The sequence below is a fragment of the Kitasatospora sp. P5_F3 genome (genome assembly GCF_054049135.1).
Genome location: NZ_JBFUMY010000012.1, coordinates 235,226 through 260,066, shown reverse-complemented (window position 1 = coordinate 260,066; position 24,841 = coordinate 235,226). Strand labels below are relative to the sequence as shown.

The 24,841-nt window shown below is 71.0% G+C and carries 20 protein-coding genes; 17 read left to right on the top strand and 3 right to left on the bottom strand.

All coding sequences use genetic code 11. From position 1 onward, the window contains the following. Positions 1 to 75 precede the first annotated feature (75 nt). Entirely contained in the window at positions 76 to 381 is a 306-nt protein-coding gene (locus ACXJMZ_RS11565) for a rod shape-determining protein (protein WP_457029911.1), read from the top strand. 138 nt (positions 382 to 519) lie between these two features. Continuing rightward, a complete protein-coding gene (locus ACXJMZ_RS11560; RefSeq protein WP_457029910.1) occupies positions 520 to 1,032 on the top strand; it encodes a hypothetical protein in 513 nt (170 codons plus the stop codon). Positions 1,033 to 1,066: 34 nt separating this feature from the next. Here the strand turns inward: ACXJMZ_RS11560 and ACXJMZ_RS11555 are convergent, their stop codons facing one another. The 3 genes from ACXJMZ_RS11555 to ACXJMZ_RS11545 all read right to left on the bottom strand — a co-directional run bounded on the left by ACXJMZ_RS11555 (position 1,067) and on the right by ACXJMZ_RS11545 (position 5,289). Continuing rightward, positions 1,067 to 2,602, bottom strand: coding sequence for a chitinase (locus ACXJMZ_RS11555; RefSeq protein ID WP_457029909.1), 1,536 nt, complete (start codon positions 2,600 to 2,602; stop codon positions 1,067 to 1,069). Positions 2,603 to 2,724: 122 nt separating this feature from the next. Next, complete coding sequence (gene wecB / locus ACXJMZ_RS11550; RefSeq protein ID WP_457029908.1) at positions 2,725 to 3,852, bottom strand: non-hydrolyzing UDP-N-acetylglucosamine 2-epimerase; 1,128 nt, start codon at positions 3,850 to 3,852, stop codon at positions 2,725 to 2,727. Between the two features lie 15 nt (positions 3,853 to 3,867). Continuing rightward, positions 3,868 to 5,289, bottom strand: a complete 1,422-nt coding sequence (locus tag ACXJMZ_RS11545; RefSeq protein ID WP_457029907.1) for a glycosyltransferase — start codon at positions 5,287 to 5,289, stop codon at positions 3,868 to 3,870. A 171-nt stretch (positions 5,290 to 5,460) separates the two neighbouring features. Between ACXJMZ_RS11545 and folC the strand changes: the two genes are divergently transcribed. The 15 genes from folC to obgE all read left to right on the top strand — a co-directional run bounded on the left by folC (position 5,461) and on the right by obgE (position 24,751). Continuing rightward, a complete protein-coding gene (gene folC, locus ACXJMZ_RS11540; RefSeq protein ID WP_457029906.1) occupies positions 5,461 to 6,858 on the top strand; it encodes a bifunctional tetrahydrofolate synthase/dihydrofolate synthase in 1,398 nt (465 codons plus the stop codon). A 1-nt stretch (position 6,859) separates the two neighbouring features. After that, a complete protein-coding gene (locus ACXJMZ_RS11535; protein ID WP_457029905.1) occupies positions 6,860 to 7,195 on the top strand; it encodes a DUF4233 domain-containing protein in 336 nt (111 codons plus the stop codon). A gap of 89 nt (positions 7,196 to 7,284) precedes the next feature. Next, positions 7,285 to 7,698 (top strand): nucleoside-diphosphate kinase, encoded by a 414-nt coding sequence (gene ndk, locus ACXJMZ_RS11530; protein ID WP_457029904.1) that lies wholly within the window; start codon positions 7,285 to 7,287, stop codon positions 7,696 to 7,698. Between the two features lie 307 nt (positions 7,699 to 8,005). Then, positions 8,006 to 9,031, top strand: a complete 1,026-nt coding sequence (locus ACXJMZ_RS11525; RefSeq protein ID WP_057239138.1) for a rod shape-determining protein — start codon at positions 8,006 to 8,008, stop codon at positions 9,029 to 9,031. A gap of 86 nt (positions 9,032 to 9,117) precedes the next feature. After that, a complete protein-coding gene (mreC, locus tag ACXJMZ_RS11520; RefSeq protein ID WP_457029903.1) occupies positions 9,118 to 10,011 on the top strand; it encodes a rod shape-determining protein MreC in 894 nt (297 codons plus the stop codon). A gap of 2 nt (positions 10,012 to 10,013) precedes the next feature. Then, the gene (gene mreD / locus ACXJMZ_RS11515) at positions 10,014 to 10,655 is read left to right on the top strand and encodes a rod shape-determining protein MreD (RefSeq protein ID WP_457029902.1); all 642 of its coding nucleotides are present in this window, start codon (positions 10,014 to 10,016) and stop codon (positions 10,653 to 10,655) included. 13 nt (positions 10,656 to 10,668) lie between these two features. After that, positions 10,669 to 12,879, top strand: coding sequence for a penicillin-binding protein 2 (mrdA, locus tag ACXJMZ_RS11510; protein WP_457029901.1), 2,211 nt, complete (start codon positions 10,669 to 10,671; stop codon positions 12,877 to 12,879). Then, entirely contained in the window at positions 12,876 to 14,069 is a 1,194-nt protein-coding gene (gene rodA / locus ACXJMZ_RS11505; protein ID WP_457029900.1) for a rod shape-determining protein RodA, read from the top strand. The genes mrdA and rodA overlap by 4 nt, the downstream gene beginning before the upstream one ends. A gap of 61 nt (positions 14,070 to 14,130) precedes the next feature. Continuing rightward, positions 14,131 to 16,059, top strand: a complete 1,929-nt coding sequence (locus ACXJMZ_RS11500) for a TIGR03960 family B12-binding radical SAM protein (RefSeq protein WP_457029899.1) — start codon at positions 14,131 to 14,133, stop codon at positions 16,057 to 16,059. 79 nt (positions 16,060 to 16,138) lie between these two features. Continuing rightward, a complete protein-coding gene (locus ACXJMZ_RS11495; protein WP_457029898.1) occupies positions 16,139 to 17,437 on the top strand; it encodes a hypothetical protein in 1,299 nt (432 codons plus the stop codon). Positions 17,438 to 17,569: 132 nt separating this feature from the next. Next, positions 17,570 to 18,334, top strand: coding sequence for a TIGR03936 family radical SAM-associated protein (locus ACXJMZ_RS11490; protein WP_457029897.1), 765 nt, complete (start codon positions 17,570 to 17,572; stop codon positions 18,332 to 18,334). A gap of 434 nt (positions 18,335 to 18,768) precedes the next feature. Beyond that, positions 18,769 to 22,338: an Rne/Rng family ribonuclease gene (locus ACXJMZ_RS11485; RefSeq protein ID WP_457029896.1), complete on the top strand. Its 3,570-nt coding sequence runs from the start codon at positions 18,769 to 18,771 to the stop codon at positions 22,336 to 22,338. Positions 22,339 to 22,556: 218 nt separating this feature from the next. Further along, a complete protein-coding gene (gene rplU / locus ACXJMZ_RS11480) occupies positions 22,557 to 22,874 on the top strand; it encodes a 50S ribosomal protein L21 (RefSeq protein ID WP_184919524.1) in 318 nt (105 codons plus the stop codon). A 12-nt stretch (positions 22,875 to 22,886) separates the two neighbouring features. After that, entirely contained in the window at positions 22,887 to 23,144 is a 258-nt protein-coding gene (gene rpmA / locus ACXJMZ_RS11475; RefSeq protein WP_057238555.1) for a 50S ribosomal protein L27, read from the top strand. A 113-nt stretch (positions 23,145 to 23,257) separates the two neighbouring features. Continuing rightward, positions 23,258 to 24,751: a GTPase ObgE gene (gene obgE / locus ACXJMZ_RS11470; RefSeq protein WP_457029895.1), complete on the top strand. Its 1,494-nt coding sequence runs from the start codon at positions 23,258 to 23,260 to the stop codon at positions 24,749 to 24,751. Positions 24,752 to 24,841: the final 90 nt, after the last annotated feature.

Here is a 24,841-nt window from a genome sequence, read left to right as displayed (position 1 = left end):
GCTATTTCCTGAACCCGGCCGAGTTCCGGATAGCCCGTTCGGCCGAATTCCGTCACGTACGCCGGCCGGTGGCGGATGTGCACGAAGAGTTCAGGTGAGCAGAGCCCGGGCGAGTTGGAGGTCCGGGGCCGGGACGCGGTCGGCGGCCTGCCCAGGAGCGCCGTCGTGACGGCCGCTCAGATCCGCGAGGCGCTGGACGAGCCGGTCGCCGAGATCGTGCTCGCGGTCCGGCAGACCCTGGACGCGGCGCCGCCGGAGCCGGCGGGCGACGTGATGGGCCAGGTCATCGTGCCGCTGGACTGTGTCGCGGTCGGATCGGGGAAGTGCGTCGAGCAGATCGGGGAGCTGCGGCGGACCTTCGCGACGAGTGTCCGACCGTGAATCAGTGAATTCCTGAATTGGCGTTCGGCCGATCGGGTCTGGTTCTTTTGCGCGCGGGTTAAGGGGCGTTTGCAGTTCGACTGTGTACGGTAAGTGGGAGTTCTGGGCAGCGGATGTCGACTGACGGGAGGGCACGGCGTGGTGGTGACCAAGGAGTTGGCCGACGAACTGCCTGCGGAGGCGGTGGACGTGGCCAAGGCCAGGGCGGCGGCGCTGCTGATCGCCTTCCGGCACGGCAACCAACTCGCCTTCGACCGCGAGCTGGAGCGCCTGCTGGCCGACCAGGCCGAGCAGGAGGTGACCACCCTGCTGGTGTGGATCGCCGCCGAGGCGGTCCGCAAGGCGTACGCGCCCGAGGTCGGCGACCGGGTGCTGCGCGGCCTGGCCAGGCTCGCCCCGGCGGACACCTCCGGGGTCGCGTTGGACGAGGAACTCGTGGACGTGGCCGAGCTGGTGGAGGCCGTCGACGCCGGCGACGTGGGCACCGTCCGCTCGCTGGTCGCCTCGACCCCGGACACCACCTTCCTGGTCGGCGGCCTGCTCCAGGCGGTGGCGATGATGCTCCCCTTCCTCCCCGACGGGGAGTTGGGGGAGATCACCGCCGAACTCCGGCACCGGCACGGCACCCGGAGCATCCCGCGCCAGGCCTAGGCCCTGGGCCCGCGGCCCTGGAGTCCGGTGCCGGTTACGGCATGCCGTGCAGGTGGCCGCCGACGGTGGAGGCGATGCCGCCGCCCGCCTTGGCGTCCCAGTTGGTCGACCAGGTCATCGCGCCGCCCATGCCGGGCCACCTGGTGTCCGGCTTGAAGGTGCCGCAGTTGGTGCCCTGGGCCAGGCAGTCCAGTGCCGCGTTGACCACGCTCGGGCTGACGTAGCCGCCGCCGGCCGCGCTGGTGGAGGCCGGGACGCCGAGGCCGACCTGCCGGGGCTCCAGGCCGTTCTTGAGCTGGATGCAGGCCAGCGCGGTCAGGAAGTTGACCGTCCCCTGGGCGTAGACGTTGCCGTCGCAGCCGAGCATGGTGCCGGAGTTGTAGTACTGCATGTTGACGATGGTGAGGATGTCCTTCACGTTCAGCGCCAGCTTGAAGTACTCGGCCCCGGCCGACTGCATGTCGATGGTCTGCGGCGCCATGGTGAGCACGAAGCCGCTGCCGACCCTGCTCGCCAGCGAGTGCAGGGCCTGGCCCATGTAGGTGGCGCTGACGCCGTTCTCCAGGTCGATGTCGATCCCGTTGAAGCCGTACTCCTGGATCACCGCGTACGCGGTGTCGGCGAAGTTGCCGGCGGAGGCCGAACTGTTCACCGAGACGGTGCCGTTCTGGCCGCCGACCGAGACGACCACCTTCTTGCCGGCCGCCTTCTTGGCCGCGATGTCGGCCTTGAACTGCGCGGCGGTGTAACCGCCGAGGCGGCTGGAGAGCGTGCTGTCCAGGGTGAAGCTGATCCCGCCCGCGCTGCCGGTGGCGTCGGCGAAGGAGACCGCGATGATGTCGTAGGCGGCCGGGACGTCACTGATCTTCTGCACCGTGGCGCCGTTGTCGAAGTTCTGCCAGTAGCCGGTCAGCAGGTGCTTGTTGGCCGACGGCGGGGTGGTCGGGCTGCCGCTCGGGCTGGGGCTGGTGGACGGGCTCGGGCTGGGCGACGGGGTGACCGTCACGCTGGTGCTGGGCTTGGGTGTGGTCACGCTGGAGGAGGGCTTGGGGTCGCCCGGCCCGAACAGCGAGATGTCGTCCATCAGGAAGGAGCCCTGGCCGTACCAGCCGTGCAGGTAGACCGTGACGTTGGAGGCGTTCGCCCCGGTGGTGAAGGTCGTCGTCAGCTTCGTCCAACTGGTGCCGTTGGTCCAGGTGCTGGGGTCGCTGCCGCCGGTACCGGTGGCGCCCAGGTAGACGTACGGGCCGAGCACCCAGGCGCTCAGCGTGTAGGTGGACGAGGGCTTGACCGGAGCGGTGGTGGTGCACTGGCCGTTGTCACTGGCGGTGGGGGTGACCTTCAGGACGAAGCCGTGGGAGGGGTCGGTGGCGGGCTGGCCGGAGTTGTTGGAACACGTCCAGGGGAAGACGTGGTTGCCGTTGTCCAAGCCGCCGTTCTCGATCAACTCCACGTTGGTGGCGGCGGCCTGGGCGCCCGGGGTGGCCAGCAGTAGGCCGACCAGGGCCAGCGCCGTCGAGACCAGGCCGATGAGCAGGAGGCTGAGCTTGTCGAGCGGTCTTGCGCGCATGCCATCTCCATGTGGGGGAGTGAGGATGGTGCGGTGCAGGGTCAAGTCCTGGTCTGTACCAGTGACTTGTGTCACAAGGTGGAGTAGACCAATCCCGCTGTCAAGACCGTCGCCGGAATGCGTCAGACAGCCGGCCGTCCCGGTTCGGCCAGGGCCAGGGTGAGCCGGGCGATCCGGGCGGAGGCCGTTCCGTCGCCGTACGGGCTCGGGGTGGCGGCCAGCCGGGCCAGCCGTTCGGGGGTGTCGGCGAGCCAGGCGGCGGCCAGCGCGCCCAGTTCGGGGCCGGGTCGCACCAGGGCGGCGAAGCCCGCGGCCACCGACTCGGGGCGCTCGGTGGAGCGCCGGACCACCAGCAGCGGGCGGCCGAGCACGGTGCACTCCTCCTGCACGCCGCCGGAGTCGGAGACCAGCAGTGCGGCGTGCCTGGCCAGCCCGAGGAAGTCGCCGTAGCCGACCGGCTCGGTGACCGTCAGACGGGCCAACAGCGACTGCAGGCCGTGCCGTTCGACGGCGGCCCGGGTCCTCGGGTGGATCGGGAGGAGCACTGCGGTGCCCGCCGCCGCGAGCGCGTCCAGCTCGCCGAGCACCGCGCCGAGCGCCTCGGCGGTGTCGGTGTTCTCCGGCCGGTGCACGGTGGCCAGCACGTAGGCGTCGGCGCGCAGCCCGTACCGGGCCAGCAGTGCTGCCCTGGCCCCGGCGTCCGGGAGCTGACGGTGCACCACCTCGACCACGGTGTTGCCGGTCAGTGCGATGGCCTGCTCGGCCAGCGCCTCGGTGCGCAGGTTGGCGGCGTTCTCCTCGGTCGCGGCGCAGAGCAGGTCGGCGATGTGGTCGACCATCACCCGGTTGTGCTCCTCGGGCATCGCCCGGTCGTGGCTGCGCAGGCCGGCCTCGACGTGCACCAGCGGGATGCCGAGGGCGTTGGCGGCCAGCGCCCCGGCCAGGGTGGCGTTGGTGTCGCCCTGCACCACCACGGCGCCGGGGCGCTCGGCGGTGAAGGCGGCGTCCAGCTGCTCCAGCGAGGCGGCGATCTGCCCGGCTCGTGGCCTGCCGCCCACGCCGGAGAGCAACTCCGGTGTTGGCAGGTCGAGTTCACGCAGAAAGCGGCCGGACATCGCCTCGTCCCAGTGCTGGCCGGTGTGCACCAACCGTGCGGCGGGGCCGAGTTCGTGGATCAGCGGGGCGAGCTTGACCAGCTCGGGGCGGGTGCCCAGCACCACGGCGACGTTTCGTTGGGACAGGCAGGTCATGGCAGTTGCTTTCGTTCAGGCTTCGAGCGCGGTCGGGGCACCGGCGGTGGACCGCTCGGCGTTGCGGCGGGTCTTCGCCCAGCCGTTGCGGCCGAGCAGCAGCCGGACGGCGGCCCGGGTGGCCACCAGGAAGACGTGGTAGGTGTACAGCCAGAGCGCCAACCCCCAGAGCAGGCCCAGCAGTCGGCTCCGGTCGGGGTACACGGTGCGGCGGTAGGCGAAGCCCCAGCCGACCAGCGGCAGTGCGGCGAGCACGAAGGCGAGCAGCATCAGCGGGCCGTACGTGGACTCGAAGGCGGCCGCGTCCGCACGGAAGAAGATCCGGGTGGCCAGCGAGATGCCGAGCGAGACGGGGAGGAGCAGCACGAGCAGCACCGCGACCACGGGCTGCAGGAAGGTGTACATCACCTCGGCCTTGCCGGCCAGGGAGTAGTGCTTCGACCCCAGCACCCGCCGGGTGTACCGCAGGCACTGCATGTTGCCCTGCGCCCAGCGGGTCCGCTGGGTCAGGAAGCGGCGGCCCGAGACCAGGCCCTCCTGCGCCACCCTCGCCTCCTGCACATGCGTCAACCGGTAACCGGCGAGCCGGAGTTCGAGGCCGGACTCGTAGTCCTCCAGCAGTGCCCGCTCGGGCCAGGGGCGCTGCCCGTCGCCCGCCAGTGCGTCGAGCGCGGCGAGCCGGACGAACTGGCCGTTGCCGCCCAGGCCGACGCTGCCGGTGCGGCGGCGGAGCAACTGCATCCCGGCGTTGCCGGCCTGGAACTCGACGTCCTGCATCCGGACCAGGGCCCGGGCGAACGCGTTGGCGGCCCGGCCGCGATCGGGCAACGGGCGCGGATCGTCGGCGTTGCGCATCCGGACGCCGATCTGCACCGCGCCGTTGTCCGGGCGGCCGAGCGCCTTCCCGGTGCTGACCAGGGCGAGGGTGTCGGGGCCGAGCTCGCCGTCGGCGTCGATCACGCCGAGCACCACCCGCTCGTGGTCGGTGCCGGCCGGCAGCCAGCCGGAGATCTGCCGGTAGGCGGCGTTCAGGGCGGCTCCCTTGCCGATCCGGGCGTCCGGGCGGCGGCGCTGCACCAGGTGGATCATCGGGTCGCGGTCGGCGGCGGCCAGCACCAGTTCGCGGGTGCGGTCCTCGCTGTCGTCGTCCACCACCCAGAGGTGGGCCTCGGGGGAGGACCGGCGCAGCCCGGCGAGGGTCTGCCCGACCACCGGCTCCTCGTCCCGGCAGGGGATCACCAGGTGCCACTGGAAGGCGGCCGGATCGCCCGGTTCGGCCGGTCGGTTGTGCCGGAAGGCGTGGGCCGAGCCGGCCCAGTAGAGCAGGAACCGGCCGAACACCAGGACCATGTACGCCAGCAGGGTCAGGGAGAGCAGCTGGGCCGTCCACAGCACCTGGGCCTGGTGGCTGAGGAAGTAGGCGTGAACGGCATCCATTGCAAGGCTCCATCGACGAAATGATCTTCGATCTGATGGTGAATTGCCTCATCCATCATCTATTCACATGGTAAACCTTTGCCGTGGTCAATCGTTTGCCAGGTGATCGCACTCACGTGAGTCGTGGACCACCCGGACGGGAGCGCGGCGGCGGCTCCGTAGACTGGGCGCGTGAGCGACAAGGCCCCGCAGAACCCGTACACGATCCGCCCCAACAACCCGGACTCCGCCGACCCGGCCGGTGAGTTGCGCGAGATCGAGACCGCCCTCTCCACCCGCTGGCCGGAGAACAAGCTGGAGCCGTCGCTCGACCGGATGGCCGCGCTGATGGACATCCTCGGCCAGCCCCAGCGGGCGTACCCGTCGATCCACATCACCGGCACCAACGGCAAGACCTCGACGGCCCGGATGATCGAGCAGCTGCTGCTCGCCTTCGAGCTGCGCACCGGGCGCTACACCAGCCCGCACGTCGAGTCGGTGACCGAGCGGATCAGTCTGGACGGCGCGCCGATCGGCGTCGCCAAGTTCATCGAGACCTACCGCGACATCGAGCCCTATGTACAGATGGTCGACGCCCAGCAGCCGATCCCGATGTCCTTCTTCGAGGTGCTCACCGGCATGGCGTACGCCGTCTTCGCCGACACCCCGGTGGACGTCGCGGTGATCGAGGTCGGCATGGGCGGCTCCTGGGACGCCACCAACGTGATCGACGCCGCCGTCGCGGTGATCACCCCGGTCGGCCTGGACCACACCGACCGGCTCGGTGACACCACCGGCAAGATCGCCATCGAGAAGGCCGGCGTGATCAAGGCCGACGCGCTGGCCGTGGTCGCCCAGCAGCCGCTGGACGCCGCCGAGGCGATCCTGCGGCGCGCGGTCGAGGTGGACGCCACCGTCGCCCGCGAGGGCATGGAGTTCGGGGTGATCCGCCGTGAGGTCGCGGTCGGCGGACAGCTGGTGACCATCCGTGGACTCGGCGGCGCGGAGTACGAGGACATCTTCCTCCCGCTGCACGGCGCCCACCAGGCGCACAACGCGGCGCTCGCGCTCACCGCGGTCGAGGCCTTCTTCGGCGTCGGCGGCGCTCGGGGCGGCGCACTGGACGCGGAGAAGATCCGGGCCGCGTTCGCCGGCGTCAGCTCGCCCGGCCGGCTGGAGGTGGTCCGCCGCAGCCCCACCGTGATCCTGGACGCCGCGCACAACCCGCACGGGGCCGAGGCCAGCGTCGCGGCGATCGCCGAGTCGTTCGCCTTCAACAAGCTGGTCGGCGTGGTCGCCACCAGCGGCGACAAGGACGCCTCCGGGTTCCTGGCAGCCTTCGAGCCGATCCTGGCCGAGGTGGTCATCACCGAGAACTCCACCCACCGGGCCACGCCGGTGGACCAGCTGGCCGCGATCGCGGTGGAGATCTTCGGCGAGGACCGGGTCCGGATCGAACCCCGGCTGGACGACGCCATCGACGCCGCCGTCACGATGGCCGAGGACGAGGACCTGGGTGGTGCCGGGGTCCTGATCACCGGCTCCGTGATCACCGTCGGCGAGGCCCGCATCCTGCTCGGGAGGAAGTGACATGCGCGTTCTCTGTTCCTCGACGCTGATCGGCGAGGCCCTGCTGATCATGTTCGCGGCGCTGGTCGCGATGCAGCTCTCGGACGTCTCCACCGCGACGGTCTGGATCGTCAGCGGGATCGCGATGCTGCTCTGTGTGCTGCTCTGCGGCGCGATCACCCGACCGGGAGCGGTGGCAGTCGGCTGGGCGCTCCAGATCGGACTGATCGTCAGCGGCTTCGTACTGCCCACCATGTTCGTGCTCGGTCTGGTCTTCGCCGCACTCTGGTGGTGCTCGGTCCACTACGGCCGCCGCATCGACGAGATCAAGGCCGCCCGGGAGGCCGCCACCGCGTAGGTGGCCGACCACCGGTCCCGAAGATCGGGCCGTGCTCACGCAAGGTAGCCTTTCGGGTGACCGACCCCTAGTCCCCAGGAGCTCTCACCGTGTCGCAGCGCACTCTCGTCCTGCTCAAGCCCGACGCCGTCAAGCGCGGCCTGGCCGGCGAGATCATCAGCCGGATCGAGCGCAAGGCCGGCTGGCAGCTCGCCGCTGTCGAGCTGCGCACCTTCGACCGGGAGACGCTGGAGCAGCACTACGCCGAGCACGTCGGCCGCCCGTTCTACGAGCCGCTGCTCGAGTTCATGACCTCGGGCCCGTCGATTGTGCTGATCGTCGAGGGCGAGAACGTCGTCCCCGGCATCCGCGCGCTGGCCGGTGCCACCGACCCGCTGCAGGCGGGCCCCGGCACCATCCGTGGTGACTTCGCCACCATCACCCGCGAGAACCTGATCCACGCCTCCGACTCCGAGGCGTCGGCCGAGCGCGAGATCAAGATCTTCTTCCCGGCCCAGGCCTGACGGTCCTGGCCTGACGGGCTCTCACCTGGTCGGACCACGCACCGCCAGGCCCGACCAGGTGAATCCAGGCGTTTCATCCTCAAATACGGAACTCGAAGCCCCGACACGGCGTCCCAATCCTCGGAGATGCCGAGCAGCCGCCGGAGAATGGGCAGCACGCCGTACCTCGCAGTCCGAGACGACCGGCGTGGCTACGATGGAGCACAACTCACGGGCTCGGTACGGCTGGTCAGCCGTCGTCCGCCCCCATCTCCCCGCCATCTGATTCCGAGCTCGGGAAGGCACCACACACCCCATGGCCAACAATCTGTCGTTCATCGGCCGTGACATGGCGATCGACCTGGGCACTGCCAACACGCTGGTGTACGTCAGGGGCAAGGGGATCGTCCTCAACGAGCCCTCCGTGGTCGCGGTGAACACCAACACCGGCGGCATCCTGGCGGTCGGGTCCGAGGCGAAGAAGATGATCGGGCGCACGCCCGGCAACATCGTCGCCATCCGCCCGCTCAAGGACGGTGTGATCGCCGACTTCGAGATCACCGAGCGGATGCTGCGGTACTTCATCCTCAAGATCCACAAGCGCCGCTACCTGGCCCGCCCCCGGGTGGTGGTCTGCGTGCCCAGCGGCATCACCGGAGTCGAGCGCCGCGCCGTGATCGAGGCCAGCTCGCAGGCCGGCGCGCGCCAGGTGCACATCATCGAGGAGCCGATGGCGGCCGCGATCGGCGCCGGGCTGCCGGTGCACGAGGCCACCGGCAACATGGTGGTGGACATCGGCGGTGGCACCACCGAGGTCGCGGTGATCTCGCTCGGCGGGATCGTCACCGCGCAGTCCATCCGGGTGGCCGGCGACGAGCTGGACAACGCGATCGTGCAGCACATCAAGAAGGAATACAGCCTCCTGCTCGGTGAGCGCAGCGCGGAGCAGATCAAGATGAGCATCGGCTCGGCCTTCGCCCTGGAGGGCGAGAAGGACGAGCACGCCGAGATCCGTGGCCGCGACCTGGTCAGCGGTCTGCCGAAGACCGTGGTGATCTCCGCGGCCGAGGTCCGCGAGGCGATCGACGAGCCGGTCAACTCCATCATCGACGCGGTGAAGACCACCCTGGACCAGTGCCCGCCGGAGCTGGCGGGCGATGTGATGGACCGTGGGATCGTGCTCACCGGCGGCGGCGCCCTGCTGCGCGGCCTGGACGAGCGGCTGCGCCGGGAGACCGGGATGCCGATCCACATCGCGGAGAACCCGCTCGACTCGGTCGCGCTCGGCTCCGGCAAGTGCGTCGAGGAGTTCGAGGCGCTCCAGCAGGTACTGGACGCCCAGCCCCGTCGTTAGTCAGCACAACAGAAAAGTCAACGGAAGGGCCCTCAGTCGTCCACAGCGGGTGGGGGCCCCGGCACCGAAGGGGCAGCTCCAGCATCGTGAGGGACACCCGAGAGAGCCGACTGCTGCTCGTCCTGCTGGTCGCAGTCGCTTTCGCCCTGATCACCGTGGACATCAAGGGCGGCGAGAGCTCTCCGCTCAGCGGTGCCCGACGGGCCGCCGCGAGCGTGCTCGGCCCGGTCGAGCGCGGCGCGGCCGGAGTGGTCGACCCGGTGGCAGGCACCGTCCGGGCGGTCCGGGACGCGGGCACCCACCAGGCCCGACTGGACCAGATCACCCGGGAGAACACCGACCTGCGTCAGCGGGTCGCCTCCTCCGACACCGCGTCAGGCCGCACCAAGCAGCTGGACGAGCTGCTGCGTACCGCCGGGAACGGCGGATACACCGTCAAGGCCGCCCAGGTGATCGCGATCGGCGCCGCCCAGGGCTTCTCCTGGACCATCACCATCGACGCGGGCAGCGACGACGGCCTGACCCGGGACATGACCGTGATCAACGGTCAGGGCCTGGTCGGCCGGATCACCACCATCGCGCCCACCACCGCCACCGTGCTGCTCGCCTCCGACCCCGGCTTCAGCGTCGGGACCAGGATGGAGGGCAGCGGCGAGATCGGCTTCGCCAACGGCCAGGGCACCGGACCGATGAAGGTCTCGCTGCTCAACGGCAAGGCCCCGGTCAAGGCCGGGGACCGGCTGGTCACCTTCGGCTCGCAGAGCGGCCGCCCGTTCGTCCCGGGCGTCCCGGTCGGCACGGTGGTCGAGGTGGAGGCGACGCCGGGTCAGCTCACCAAGACCGTGCTGGTCGAGCCGTACGTCCAGTTCACCCGGCTCGACCTGGTCGGCGTGGTGGTGGTCCCGCCGCGGACCGACCCGCGCGATGCCGTGCTGCCGCCCGCCCAGCCGCCCGCCTCGAAACCCGCAGGGGGGAACTGACCATGCGGATCAACCGCATCCTGCTCTCCGCCGTCCTGATCCTGCTCGGCCTGGTGATCCAGGTCAGCGTGCTCGGGCGGCTCCAACTCCCGGGCGCCACACCGGATCTGCTGCTGCTCGTGGTGGTCGGCCTGGCGCTGGTCTACGGGCCCACCGGCGGCTGCCTGGTCGGCTTCTCGGCCGGCCTGCTGGCCGACCTGGCCCCGCCCTCCGACCACGCCATCGGCCGCTACGCCCTGGTGCTCTGCCTGCTCGGCTACGTCGCCGGGCTGCTCCGCCCGGACGGCGCCCGGCAGCGCTCGGCGGTCAGCGCCCTGCTGATCGTCGCGGTCGCCGCGGTCGCCTCCACCCTGCTGTACGCGACGGTCGGCGCCCTGGTCGGCGACACCGCCGCCCGGCACGTCGGCCTGACCGGGCTGGTGTTCAGCGCCCTGCTGTACGACGTGTTGCTGGCCCCCTTCGTGGTGCCCGCCGTGATGATGCTGGCCCGCCGCTTCGACGGCGGCAGCGTGGTCACCGAGTCCGAGGACTCCGGCGGTTCGGGCCTCGGCACGCTGGCCCGCTACCGCACCACCCGTGAGGCGTCCCCACTGCCCGGCTACGGCCGGAAGCGGCGGATTCCCGGCCTGGCCAAGCGCCCCTGAGGAGCGAGCACCGTTGAGCAACATCCCGGAGACCGGCCGCACCCAGCGAGTGACGATCCGTCTGATCGTCCTGCAGGTCCTGGTGCTGTCGCTGCTCGCCACCCTGGGCGGGCGGCTCTGGTACCTGCAGATCCGCACCGGCCACGAGTACGTGGAGAAGGCGGCGGGCAACCACGTCCGCGAGGTGGTCGAGCCGACCGTACGCGGCGAGATCCTGGACGCCTCGGGGCGGATCCTGGCCGGGAACGAGGCCAAGCTGGTGGTCTCGGTCAGCCGTACCTCGCTGCTCCAGCAGAAGGACCACGGCAAGGCGGTGCTGGCCCGGCTCGCCGACGTGCTCGGGATGCCCGCCAAGGACGTCCAGGACAAGGTCAGGCTCTGTGATGCCAAGACCGCGCAGCCCTGCTGGAACGGCTCGCCCTACCAGCCGATCCCGGTGACCAAGGCGGCCACCACCCAGCAGGCGATGCAGATAATGGAACGTCACGAGGACTTCCCCGGCGTCACCGCCCAGCCCACCTCGCTGCGCCGCTACACCGGCGTCGAGGGCGCCAACCTGGCCCAGGTGCTCGGCTACCTCTCGCCGGTCACCGACGACGAGGTCACCAAGTCCAAGGACAAGGAGGGCCGGGAGCGCCGGCTGCCGGTCGACCAGATCGGCCGGGCCGGCCTGGAGTCGGTATACGACAACGACCTGCGCGGCACCACCGGCATCGACCGGCTTGAGGTGGACAACCTCGGCCGGGTGATCGGCAGCGCGGGCAAGACCCCGGCGGTGCCCGGCAACAACCTGGTCACCAGCATCGACGCCCGGGTGCAGAAGGCCGTCGAGGACAATCTCGCGCAGGCCATGGTGGACGCCCGCAAGGCCTTCGACAAGGACACCAAGCGCAACTACGAGGCCGACTCCGGCGCGGCCGTGGTGATGGACGTGCACACCGGCCGGATCGTCGCGATGGCCAGCGCCCCGACCTACGACCCCAACCTCTGGGTCGGCGGCATCGCGGGCAAGGACTACGAGAGCCTGACCAGCAAGGATTCCAACTACCCACTGCTCAACCGGGCCATACAGGGTCAGTCCGCCCCCGGCTCCACCTTCAAGGTGGTCTCCGCCACCGCGGCCGCGCAGGCCGGCTACTCGCTGAACGGCAACTACGCCTGCCCGAGCAGCATGACCATCGGCGGCCGCGAGTTCAAGAACTTCGAGAGCAAGGGCTACGGCTCGATCAGCCTGGCCCGCGCGCTGGAGGTCTCCTGCGACACCGTCTTCTACGGCCTGGCCTACGACCAGTGGATGGCCGACGGCGGCATCAAGCCCAAGAAGGAGCCGGCGGACTGGTTCTTCAAGACCGCCAAGCAGTTCGGCCTCGGCGCCAAGACCGGCATCGACCTGCCCAGCGAGGCCACCGGCCGGATCCCGGACCGGAAGTGGAAGCAGGAGTACTACGACGCCAACAAGGACGCCTGGTGCAAGCAGGCGCAGTCCGGCGGCAACGACTACGGCACCCTGGTGGCCAAGGAGAACTGCGCCGACGGCAACCAGATGCGCGCCGGTGACGCCGTCAACTACTCCATCGGCCAGGGCGACACCCTGGTGACCCCGCTCCAGATGGCCCGGATCTACTCCGCGCTCTCCAACGGCGGCACGCTCTACCGCCCGACCATCGCCAAGGCGGTGGTCAGCCCGGACGGCACGCTGGTCCGCGAGATCGCCCCGCACGAGGACGGGAAGATCCCCGCCGACCAGCGCACTCTGCAGTACATCGACGAGGCCACCAAGGGCGTCATCGAACAGGGCTCCGCCGCCTGGAAGTTCACCGGCGCGGGCTGGCCGCAGGGCAAGATCGAGCTGCACGCCAAGACCGGCACCGCCGAGGTCTTCGGCAAGCAGACCACCTCGTACCTGACCACCTACAGCCGCGACTACGCGGTGGTCATGACGATGAGTCAGGCCGGTACCGGCTCCGGCGCCTCCGGTGACGCCGTCCGCCGGATCTACCAGGCCATCTACGGCGTGGACGACAAGGGCAACGTGGACAACGGCAAGGCCCTGCTCAGCAAGCCGCAGGCCGAGCTGCCGAAGTTCAACCCGGACGGCACCGCCGTCCACCCGGTTTCGTTCTTCCTGGACCCGCAGCCGCCGACCGCCCCCGGCGCGCCGGGCACCCTGACCCTGGCCGCGCTCGAACCCACCACCCGCACCGCCGGAAGGGGCCGGGCATGACCTCCTCGTACAGCCAGTACCGGCTCGCGCCGCAGCGCGGCACGGTGGGCCGGGCGCTGGCCAAGGGCTCCCCGCTCCGCCGGCTGGACTGGATCATGGTGCTGGCCGCCCTCGGCCTCTCGCTCGGCAGCTCGCTGCTGGTCTGGTCGGCCACCCGGGGGCGGGATTCGCTGACCCACGGCGACCCGCAGTACTTCCTGCTCCGGCACCTCACCAACCTGGCGATCGGTCTGGCGCTGTGCGGGATCGTGGTCCTGATAGGGAGTCGGCGCCTGCGCACCGCCGTGCCGGTGGTGTACGTGCTGGTGGTGCTGATGCTGCTTGCGGTGCTCACCCCGCTGGGCTCGACCATCAACGGCGCCAAGGCCTGGATCCAGTTCGGCGGCGGGTTCTCGATCCAGCCCGCCGAGTTCGCCAAGTTCGCCATCATCCTGACCATGGCCGTGGTGCTGTCCGCCCGGGTGGACGCGGGGGAGCGGGAGTACCCGCCCACCCGGAGCGTGCTCCAGGCGCTCGGGCTGGCCGCGCTGCCGATGGCCGTGATCATGCTGATGCCCGACCTCGGCTCGGTCATGGTGATGGGCGTCATCATCCTCGGCATCCTGCTCGCCTCCGGCGCCGCCAACCGCTGGGTCTTCGGCCTGATCGGCGCCGGTGCGCTCGGCGCGGGCGCGATCTGGCAGCTCGGGGTGCTGAGCAAGTACCAGATCGACCGGTTCGCCGCCTTCGCCAACCCCGCGCTCGACCCGGCCGGGGTGGGCTACAACACCGCCCAGGCCCGGATCGCCATCGGCTCCGGCGGCCTGACCGGGATGGGGCTCTTCAAGGGCACCCAGACCACCGGCCAGTTCGTCCCCGAGCAGCAGACCGACTTCGTCTTCACGGTGGCCGGCGAGGAGCTCGGCTTCGTCGGCGCGCTCGGCCTGATCCTGCTGCTCGGGCTCATGCTCTGGCGGGCCTGCAAGATCGCCCGGCAGGCCACCGACCTGTTCGGCACCATCGTGGCGGCCGGCGTGGTCAGCTGGTTCGCCTTCCAGGCCTTCGAGAACATCGGGATGAACCTCGGCATCATGCCGGTCGCGGGTATCCCGCTGCCGTTCGTCAGTTACGGCGGTTCCTCGATGTTCGCAGTCTGGATCGGCGTCGGCCTGCTCCAGTGCGTCCGCACCCAGCGACCGATAGGGATTTGACGCCTACGCGGTTCGGCTACCCTTGAGGGTCACCTTGTCTCCACCGAAAAGGGCTCACCGCATGCCAGTCGAATCGGTCTTCCCACGCCTGGAGGCCCTCCTCCCGCACGTCCAGAAGCCGATCCAGTACGTCGGCGGCGAGCTCAACTCGACCGTCAAGGACTGGGACAGCGCCGACGTCCGGTGGGCCCTGATGTACCCCGACGCCTACGAGGTCGGGCTGCCCAACCAGGGCGTCATGATCCTGTACGAGGTGCTCAACGAGCGCGAGGGCGTGCTCGCCGAGCGCACCTACAGCGTCTGGCCGGACCTCGAAGCGCTGATGCGCGAGCACGGCGTCCCGCAGTTCACCGTGGACGCGCACCGGCCGGTCAAGGCCTTCGACGTGTTCGGGCTCTCCTTCTCCACCGAGCTCGGCTACACCAACATGCTGACCGCGCTCGACCTGGCCGGCATCCCGCTGAACGCCGCCGACCGGGGTCTGGACGACCCGATCGTGCTGGCCGGCGGCCACGCCGCGTTCAACCCCGAGCCGATCGCGGACTTCATCGACTGCGCGGTGATCGGTGACGGCGAGCAGGCCGTGCTCGACATGACCGAGATCATCCGGGCCTGGAAGGCCGAGGGCCGCCCCGGTGGCCGCGACGAGGTGCTGCTCCGGCTGGCTCGTACGGGTGGTGTCTACGTCCCGCGGTTCTACGACGTGGACTACCTGGAGGACGGCCGGATCGCCCGCGTGGTGGGCAACCGCGAGGGCGTGCCGTGGCGGGTCAGCAAGCACACCGTGATGGACCTGGACGAGTGGCCCTACCCCAAGCAGCCGCTGGTCCCGCTCGCCGAGACCGTGCACGAGCGGATGTCCGTGGAGATCTTCCGCGGCTGCACCCGCGGCTGCCGTTTCTGCCAGGCCGGCATGATCACGCGCCCCGTGCGGGAGCGAAGCATCACCGGCATCGGCGAGATGGTCGAGCGCGGGCTGAAGGCGACCGGCTTCGAGGAGGTCGGCCTGCTCTCGCTGTCGAGTGCCGACCACACCGAGATCGGTGAGATCGCCAAGGGCCTGGCGGACCGTTACACCGAGGACAAGATCGGCCTCTCGCTGCCGTCCACCCGGGTCGACGCCTTCAACATCGACCTGGCCAACGAGCTGACCAGGAACGGCCGTCGGTCCGGTCTCACCTTCGCCCCCGAGGGCGGCTCGGAGCGCATCCGCAAGGTGATCAACAAGATGGTGTCGGAGGAGGACCTGATCCGCACCGTCGCCGCCGCCTACGGCAACGGCTGGCGCCAGGTGAAGCTGTACTTCATGGTCGGCCTCCCCACCGAGACCGACGAGGACGTCCTGCAGATCGCCACCATGGCGAAGAACGTCATCCAGAAGGGCCGCGAGGTCACCGGCCAGAACGACATCCGCTGCACCGTCTCGATCGGCGGGTTCGTCCCCAAGCCGCACACGCCGTTCCAGTGGGCCCCGCAGCTCTCCGCCGAGGAGACCGACGCCCGGCTCGGCAAGCTCCGCGACGCGATCCGGAACGACCGCAAGTACGGCAAGAACATCGGCTTCCGCTACCACGACGGCAAGCCCGGCATCATCGAGGGCCTGCTCTCCCGCGGCGACCGCCGGGTCGGTGCGGTCATCCGGGCCGTCTACGAGGACGGCGGCCGGTTCGACGGCTGGCGCGAGCACTTCTCCTACGACCGCTGGATCGCGGCCGCCGAGAAGGGCCTGGCCGGCACCGGCGTCGACGTCGCCTGGTACACCACCCGTGAGCGCAGCTACGAGGAGGTGCTGCCCTGGGACCACCTGGACAGCGGCCTCGACAAGGACTGGCTCTGGGAGGACTGGCAGGACTCCCTCGAGGAGGTCGAGGTCGAGGACTGCCGCTGGACCCCGTGCTTCGACTGCGGTGTCTGCCCGCAGATGCAGACGGAGATCCAGATCGGCCCGACCGGCGTGAAGCTGCTGCCGCTGACGGTCGTCAACTCGTAGTACCGGTCCGCAACCTGACGGCCCCTCCCGTGCGTGCTGCACGGCAGGGGCCGTCAGGGCATTCAAGGGGGAGAGAACGATGGAGCAGCAGGACAGACCGGCCGAGGGGTGCCTGGTCGCCGCCGTGCGGATACCCGCCAGGGTGCTGGCCTTCGCGGTGGTGGTGCCGCTGCGGTTCGTCTGGGAGCTGCTGGTGCTGGCCTGGCGACCGGTCCGCCGAGCGCTGGACTGGCTCGGGTGGCTGATCGGCAAGGTCTGCTACGGCCTGGTCGGCTGGCCGCTGCTGATGCTCTACCGGTACCTGCTCACGCCGCTCGGCCAGGCACTGGCCTGGACCGGCCGGGCGTTGTACGGGTATCTGCTGGCGCCACTGGGGCGCGGTGCGGCGGCGGGGGTGCGGGCGCTCGGGCGCGGGCTGGCCCGGTCGGGGCAGCTGCTAGGCCGTGCCGCGATCTGGTCGGCGAAGGGCTTCCACAGGTACGTGCTGGCGCCGCTCGGGCGGGGTACGGAGATCGCTGTGACGGCGCTGGGCCACGCGCTCGGCTGGGTGATCGGAGTGTTCGTACTGCGGCCGCTGGTGTGGACCGGTGTGCGCGTACTGGCACCGATCGGCCGGGCCCTGCTGGTGGCCGTGCTGGCGACCGGGCACGGGCTGGGGTGGACCGGTCGGGGTCTGGTGGCGGCGGCGCGTTGGCTGTCCGCCGAACTGGTGGTCCGGCCGGGCACCTGGTTCGCTCGCCGGGTGCTCCGGCCGAGCGGGCGTGGCCTGCTGGTGGCGCTGTTCGCCGTCGGTACGGCGCTGCTCGCGGTCGGCCGGGCCCTGGTCTGGCTCGGCCGCAACGGCGTGGCCCTGCCGCTGCTCTGGCTGGTGCGGTGGGTGGTGGTGGCCCCGCTGGTGTGGCTCTGGGAGTGGGTGCTGACTCCGGCCGGCCGGGGTCTGGCGCGAACGGTGGCCTGGATCGGCCGGGCCTTGGCCTGGCTGGTGCGGTACCTGGTCGTGGTCCCGCTGGTGTGGGGGTGGGAGTCCGTGCTCACGCCGCTCGGCCGCGGTCTGGTCGCGGGGGTGGCCGCCCTGGGGCGTGGGCTGCTGAAGGTGGCGGTGCTGCTCGGCCGGGGGCTGGCGTGGCTGGTGCGGTATCTGCTGGTGCTGCCGCTCGGGTGGTTGTGGTGGACGGTGCTGTATCCGGTGCTCCGGACGGTCGGTCAGGCGGTGCGTCTGGCCTGGCACTTGGGGGGCCGACTGTGGCGGTTCCTGGTGGTGCGGCCGTGCCGTTGGCTGCGGCGGGACGTCTGGTGGCCGGTCAAGGACGAGCTGCGGCGGGCCTGGGTGTCCGTCCGGGTGGCGGCCAGGGAGGCCAGGCGGGCGCTGGTGGGCTGACGCAGGCCGTACCCTTGAGCCTGACAGAGTCCGGCCAGAGCCCATCATGTGAGCGGCCGGACCGGCCCACTGACTAAGGACTGAGCGACCCTGGCACGCCGCACGCCTGACGGTCCGCCGCCCGCTCCGACGGTGCAGCGCATCCGTCTCCGCTACACGAAGCGCGGCCGTCTGCGCTTCACCAGCCACCGTGACTTCCAGCGGGCGTTCGAGCGCGCGCTCCGCCGTTCGGCCGTCCCGATGGCGTACTCGGCGGGTTTCACCCCGCACCCGAAGGTCTCGTACGCCAACGCCGCCCCGACCGGGGTGGCCAGCGAGGCCGAGTACCTGGAGATCGGCCTGGCCGAGGTCCGCGACCCGGAGGTGCTGCGCGCGCTGCTCGACGAGTCGCTGCCGGACGGTCTGGACATCACCGACGCCGTCGAGGTCCGCACCCCGAACTTCGTGGAGCGTCTTGAGGCCTCCGAGTGGCAGGTCCGACTGGACCAGGTCACGCCCGAGGAGGCGGGCCGCGCGATCGCCGCTTTCCTGGCCGCCGAACAGGTCGAGGTCGAACGCCGCACCAAGAACGGCGTCCGGGTCTTCGACTCGCGCGGTCCTGTCGCGGCACTCGAACTGCTTTCGCCGCAGGTCGGCGACGGTAACGAGACCGGCACGGACGGTACCGCCGATGTTCGTACCACCATTCCCTGTGCGATACTGCGGCTGGTAGTACGACACGCCACACCCGCCGTACGACCCGACGACGTTTTGTCCGGTCTCCGTGTGACGGCCGACCTGGCGCCGCCGGTCCCCGCTGAGGTGACCAGGCTGGCGCAGGGGCCGCTCGACGAGGAGACCGGCACGGTGACCGACCCGCTGGCGCTCGACCGCGCCGCGGCCCCGGCCGGCCTGTAGGCCGCCGGGCCGCGCGCACCTGCGTCCGCCTAGCGGGAGGAGGACCGGCCCGGCAGCCTTTCGAGGCGAGTCGGGCCGGGTCCCTCCGGCCGCCGCGGCTCCCCAGGGGAGCGAGCGCCGTCGAACGCAGGCCAGCCCCTTGTGGCCCGCCGCCCCGGATGGGCGGTAGGTCCGAGGACCCCTCCGGCAGCCATCCGGGACGGGGGACGGCACCGGCCCGGAAATAAACTTGAAGACTGGTCACAACCAGAAGACTTTCGACACCCCGCACTGTGCGGGGCGCCGAGCGAGACTACGAGCCCCTGTGCGGCATCGGCGTCCCGCACGGCGACGCCGTGGAGGTCGGCCCCGCGAATCTCGCGACCGACCGGAACCAGCGGCGTCGTGCCGTGCCCGGATGCGGAGCCCGGGGGCCTGACGGGAGATCCACCCGCATGCTCGAGAACGAGAACAACGAACCGCAGCAGTCCGCGGCCGACGACAGCGCGGCCCCGCCGCGTCGCCGCCGCCGCGCGGTGTCCCGCCCGGCCGGTACCCCGCAGGGCGCCGTCACCGAGACCGCCGAGACGGTCCTGCCGGCCGAGACGCACGAGTCCCCGGCCGTGGCCGCTGCCGAGGAGCCCGCGCCGGAGAAGCCCGTCCGGGCCCGTCGCACCCCCCGTAAGCGCGTCGAGTCCCCGGCCGGTGCGCCGGAGGCGGTCGAGATCGTCACCGAGACCGTGATCCCGGTCGAGGTCGCCGCTGCCGAGGAGCCCGCGCCCGAGAAGCCCGTCCGGGCCCGCCGCACCCCCCGTAAGCGCGCCGAGGCCGCCCCGGTCGCCCCGGTCGCAGTCGAGGAGACCCCCGAGGTCGAGGCCGTGGCCGTGGCCGAGGAGCCCGCCCCGGTCGAGGACGCCGCCCCGCCGCGCCGCGCCCGTCGCCGCCGGGTGGTCGAGGCCGCCCCGGTCGTGGCCGAGGAGCCGGTCGTCGAGGAGGAGCCCGAGGCTCCCGTCGAGGAGCCGGTGGCCGAGGCCCCGGTCGCCGAGCCCGCCCCCGTGGTCGAGGACGCCGCCCCGCCGCGGGCCCGCCGTCGTGCGGTCCGCCCGTCCACCGCGATCTTCCAGGCCCCGGTCTTCCAGGAGCCCGCGCCCTTCACCGCCCCGGCCGCACCCGCTGCTCCGGTGAGCGCCCCGGCCGCCGCTTCGGCGCCTGCTCCCGCCCGTGCCGCCGCCGCACCTGCCCGTGCCGCCGCTCCGGCCCGCGCCGCCGCCCCCGTCGCGGCTCCGGCCGCGGCCCAGGAGGAGGACGAGTTCGAGTACAGCGGTGTCGGCCGTCGTCGCCGCACCAGCCGCCAGGTCCGGGTGCAGACCCAGCCGCGCCAGACCCGCCAGGAAGCTCGGCACGAGGCGCGTCAGGAGGCCCGTCAGGAGGCTCGTCAGGAGCCGAAGGCGACTGCGCCGCGCCAGGAGCAGCCGGCCCGCGAGGTGCCCAAGGCCGAGGCCCCGGCCCCGGTCGAGATCGAGGTCGAGGTCGAGGAGGCGCCCGCCGAGGTGACCGCAGGACCTGAGGCCGAGAGCGAGTGGGAGGACGACCGTCCGTCCCGCCGTCGCCGTCGTGGTGGCCGTCGCCGCCGTCGCGGTGAGGCCGAGGAGTTCGAGGCCGAGCAGGGCACCGAGCCGGCCGTCGCCGCCGCCTCCGTCGAGGAGCCCGAGGACGAGGCCGAGGAGGACGACGAGGACGACCTGGCCGGTGGCCTGGCCTCGTCCCGCCGTCGCCGTCGCCGTCGTCGTCGCAGTGGTGACAGCGGTGGTGGCGTCGAGCTGGCCGCCGAGACCACCGAGGACGGCGTCCGAACGGTCGTCAAGGTCCGGGAGCCGCGCCGCCGTTCGACCGAGCCGGCCTTCGACCCGGACGAGGTGCAGTCCATCAAGGGCTCCACCCGTCTGGAGGCCAAGAAGCAGCGCCGCCGCGAGGGCCGCGAGCTGGGCCGCCGCCGGGTGCCGATCATCACCGAGGCCGAGTTCCTGGCCCGCCGTGAGTCGGTCGAGCGGGTCATGGTGGTCCGTCAGAACGGCCTGCGCACCCAGATCGGTGTCCTCGAGGACAACGTCCTGGTCGAGCACTACGTGAACAAGGAGCAGGCCACCTCGTACGTCGGCAACGTCTACCTGGGCAAGGTCCAGAACGTGCTGCCGTCGATGGAGGCCGCCTTCGTCGACATCGGCAAGGGCCGCAACGCGGTGCTGTACGCCGGTGAGGTCAACTTCGGTGCGCTGGGCGGCCACGGCGGCCCGCGCCGGATCGAGTCGGTGCTCAAGTCCGGCCAGTCCGTGCTGGTCCAGGTCTCCAAGGACCCGATCGGCCACAAGGGCGCCCGCCTGACCAGCCAGATCTCGCTGCCCGGCCGCTACCTGGTCTACGTGCCCGAGGGCTCGATGACCGGCATCAGCCGCAAGCTCCCGGAGAACGAGCGGGCGCGTCTCAAGCAGATCCTCAAGAAGATCGTCCCGGACGACGCGGGCGTGATCGTGCGCACCGCCGCCGAGGGCGCCAGCGAGGACGAGCTGACCCGCGACGTGCAGCGCCTGCAGGCGCAGTGGGAGGAGATCCAGAAGAAGGCCGCCACCGGCAACGCCCCGGCGCTGCTGTACGGCGAGCCGGACATGACCGTCCGGGTCGTCCGCGACATCTTCAACGAGGACTTCACCAAGGTCATCGTCTCCGGCTCGGAGGCCTGGAACACCATCCACGAGTACGTCACCAACGTGGCGCCGGATCTGACCGAGCGTCTGCAGCGGTGGACCTCGGACGTGGACGTGTTCGCGACCTACCGGATCGACGAGCAGCTGATGAAGGCGCTGGACCGCAAGGTCTGGCTGCCGAGCGGTGGTTCGCTGGTGATCGACCGGACCGAGGCGATGGTCGTGGTCGACGTCAACACCGGCAAGTTCGTCGGCCAGGGCGGCAACCTCGAGGAGACCGTCACCCGGAACAACATCGAGGCGGCCGAGGAGATCGTCCGTCAGCTGAGGCTCCGTGACCTCGGCGGCATCATCGTGATCGACTTCATCGACATGGTGCTCGAGTCCAACCGGGACCTGGTGCTGCGTCGACTGCTGGAGTGCCTGGGCCGGGACCGGACCAAGCACCAGGTGGCCGAGGTCACCTCGCTCGGCCTGGTGCAGATGACCCGCAAGCGGGTCGGCCAGGGCCTGCTGGAGTCCTTCTCCGAGTCCTGCGTGCACTGCAACGGCCGCGGCGTGATCGTCCACATGGAGCAGCCCACCTCGGTGGGCGGCGGCGGTGGCCCGGTCGGCACCTCGGGCGAGGCGGCTGCGGCCGGCAGCTCGAAGCGTCGTCGCCGGGGCAAGGGCGGCACCTCGTCGGAGGAGTCGCAGCAGGTCACCGAGACCGTCGAGGACGAGCACGACCAGGAGCACGACCACGAGGAGTTCGAGGTCATCCCGAACGGTGGCGAGCAGCTGGAGATCGCCGTTCCGGAGCCGGCCGCCGAGGTCGTCGAGACCGTCGAGGTCGTGGTCGAGGCGCCGGTCGCCGAGCCCGCTCCGCAGGTCGACCTGGTCGAGATCGAGGCGGCCCCGGCCGCTCCGGCGGGCCGGACCCGCCGTCGGGCGGTCCGCAAGGCGACGGCTCCGGCCGGTGCGCCGGGCGAGGCCGAGATCGTGGTGCTGCAGGCTCGCGCCGAGGCCGCGATGGAGGCCGCGCTGACGGCTGCTGCCACCCCGGTGGTCGAGGAGCCGGTGGCGGAGGTCGTCGAGGCGGCCGAGGCCGAGGAGCTCGTCGTGGAGGAGCCCGCGGTCGAGGAGCCCGCAGCCGAGGCTCCGGCCGAGGAGGAGCCCGCGCCGAAGAAGCGTGCGGCCCGCAAGGCCCCGGCCAAGAAGGCCGTCGCAGCCAAGAAGACCACGGCTGCGAAGAAGACCACCGCCCGCAAGACCGCTACCAAGCGGACCAGCGCGGCGGCCAAGAAGGCCGCGGCCGCCGAGGGTGATTCGGCGGCTGAGTAAGCCCTTGGGCCGGGGTGGTTCGAACGAACCGCCCCGGCCTCGGTAGGGCCCGGTTTGCCCAAGTGGGTGCCGGTCCGTATTCTTGACCCTTGGCGTGTCTAGCGCCGCGCTCCCGAGCACATCACCTCTCGAAACTCGTTTCGAGGGAGGCCGCCTGTGTCCGTACCCAGGTGGCTGGCATCGAGAGTTCCGATCGAGTTAGAGAAAGCAGGTACCGCATGTACGCGATCGTTCGCGCAGGCGGCCGCCAGCACAAGGTCGCCGTCGGCGACGTGCTGGAGATTGACCGTGTTGACGTCAAGCCGGGTGACTCGGTGGAGCTCTCGACCATCCTGGTCGTCGACGGTGACGATGTCACCTCCGACCCGTGGGTCCTCGCCGGCGTGAAGGCTCACGCCGAGGTGGTCGACCACACCAAGGGTGAGAAGATCATCATCCTGCGCTACAAGAACAAGACCGGTTACCGTCGCCGCCAGGGCCACCGTCAGCGCCACACCGCTGTCCGGATCACCAGCATCGACTCCGTCAGCAAGTAAGGGGATAGCGAGATGGCACACAAGAAGGGCGCAAGCTCTACCCGGAACGGCCGTGACTCGAACGCCCAGCGCCTCGGCGTCAAGCGTTTCGGTGGTCAGGTCGTCAGCGCCGGCGAGATCCTGGTCCGCCAGCGTGGCACCCACTTCCACCCGGGTGCGGGCGTCGGTCGCGGTGGCGACGACACCCTGTTCGCGCTGAACGCCGGTGCGGTGCAGTTCGGCACCCACCGCGGTCGCCGCGTTGTGAACATCGTGGCCGTCGAGGCCTGATTTCTGGCCTAGCGTCGGAACTCACATGGAGGGTGGGCCGGAATTTTCCGGTCCACCCTCCATGCTTTGAAGTACGAATACCTGTTTTTTCCTTGTATCTGGAGGCACACCCCATGACCACCTTCGTGGACCGCGTCGAACTGCATGTCGCCGCGGGTAACGGGGGCCACGGCTGCGCCTCCGTTCACCGGGAGAAGTTCAAGCCGCTCGGCGGGCCCGACGGCGGCAACGGCGGTGAGGGCGGCAGCGTCATCCTCATGGTCGACGCCCAGGTCACCACCCTGCTCGAGTACCACCACTCGCCCAAGCGCAAGGCCACCAACGGCAAGCCGGGCGCGGGCGCTCACCGCACCGGCTCGACCGGCGGGGACCTGATCCTGCCGGTGCCGGACGGCACCGTGGTGATGGACAAGCAGGGCAACGTGCTGGCCGACCTGGTCGGCCACGGCACCAGCTTCATCGCTGCGGCCGGTGGCCGTGGCGGTCTGGGCAACTCGGCGCTCTCCTCGGCCCGTCGCAAGGCCCCCGGCTTCGCCCTGCTCGGCGAGCCCGGCGAGGCCCGCGACATCGTGATGGAGCTCAAGTCCGTCGCCGACGTCGCCCTGGTGGGCTACCCGAGCGCCGGCAAGTCCTCGCTCATCTCGGTGATCTCGGCCGCCAAGCCGAAGATCGCCGACTACCCGTTCACCACCCTGATCCCCAACCTCGGTGTGGTCACCGCGGGCGAGACGGTCTACACCGTCGCCGACGTCCCCGGCCTGATCCCCGGCGCCAGCCAGGGCCGCGGTCTGGGCCTGGAGTTCCTCCGCCACGTCGAGCGCTGCACCGTCCTGGTGCACGTGCTGGACTGCGCCACCCTGGACCCGGGCCGTGACCCGGTCACCGACCTGGAGACCATCGAGGCCGAGCTCGCCCAGTACGGCGGTCTGGACGACCGCCCGCGCCTGGTCGCGCTCAACAAGATCGACGTGCCGGACGGCCAGGACATCGCCGACCTGACCCGGGCCTCGCTGGAGGAGCTCGGCTACCGCGTCTTCGAGGTCTCCGCCGCCTCCCGCGCGGGCCTGCGCGAGCTCAACTACGCGATGGCCCAGATCGTCGCCGAGGCACGGGCCGCCAAGCCGCTCCAGGAGGCCACCCGGATCGTGCTGCGGCCGACCGCCGTGGACGATGCCGGCTTCACCGTCACCGAGGAGGACGGCGCCTTCCGGGTGCGCGGCCTCAAGCCCGAGCGCTGGGTCCGGCAGACCGACTTCTCGAACGACGAGGCGGTCGGTTACCTGGCCGACCGGCTGGCCCGGCTCGGCGTCGAGGACCAGCTCTGGAAGGTCGGTGCCACCGAGGGCGACACCGTCATCATCGGCCCGGACGAGAACGCCGTGGTCTTCGACTGGGAGCCGACCCTGGCCGCCGGCGCCGAGATGCTCGGCCGCCGTGGCGAGGACCATCGCCTGGACACCCAGCGCCCCGCGCTGGACCGCCGTCGCGACAAGCAGAAGCTGCGCGACTCGGCCGAGGACGAGTTCCTCGCCTTCGAGGCGCTCTCCAGCAAGCGCCCGGCGGCGCTGGACATGGACGACTCGGGCGACTCGGGCGACGACGAGTAACTCGCCTGCCGCCACAGGGGCGTGGGAAGCCGACCGGCTGCCCGCGCCCCTGTGGCGTGTCCACGGGCTGAAAGGCCGTCGGGGGCGGAG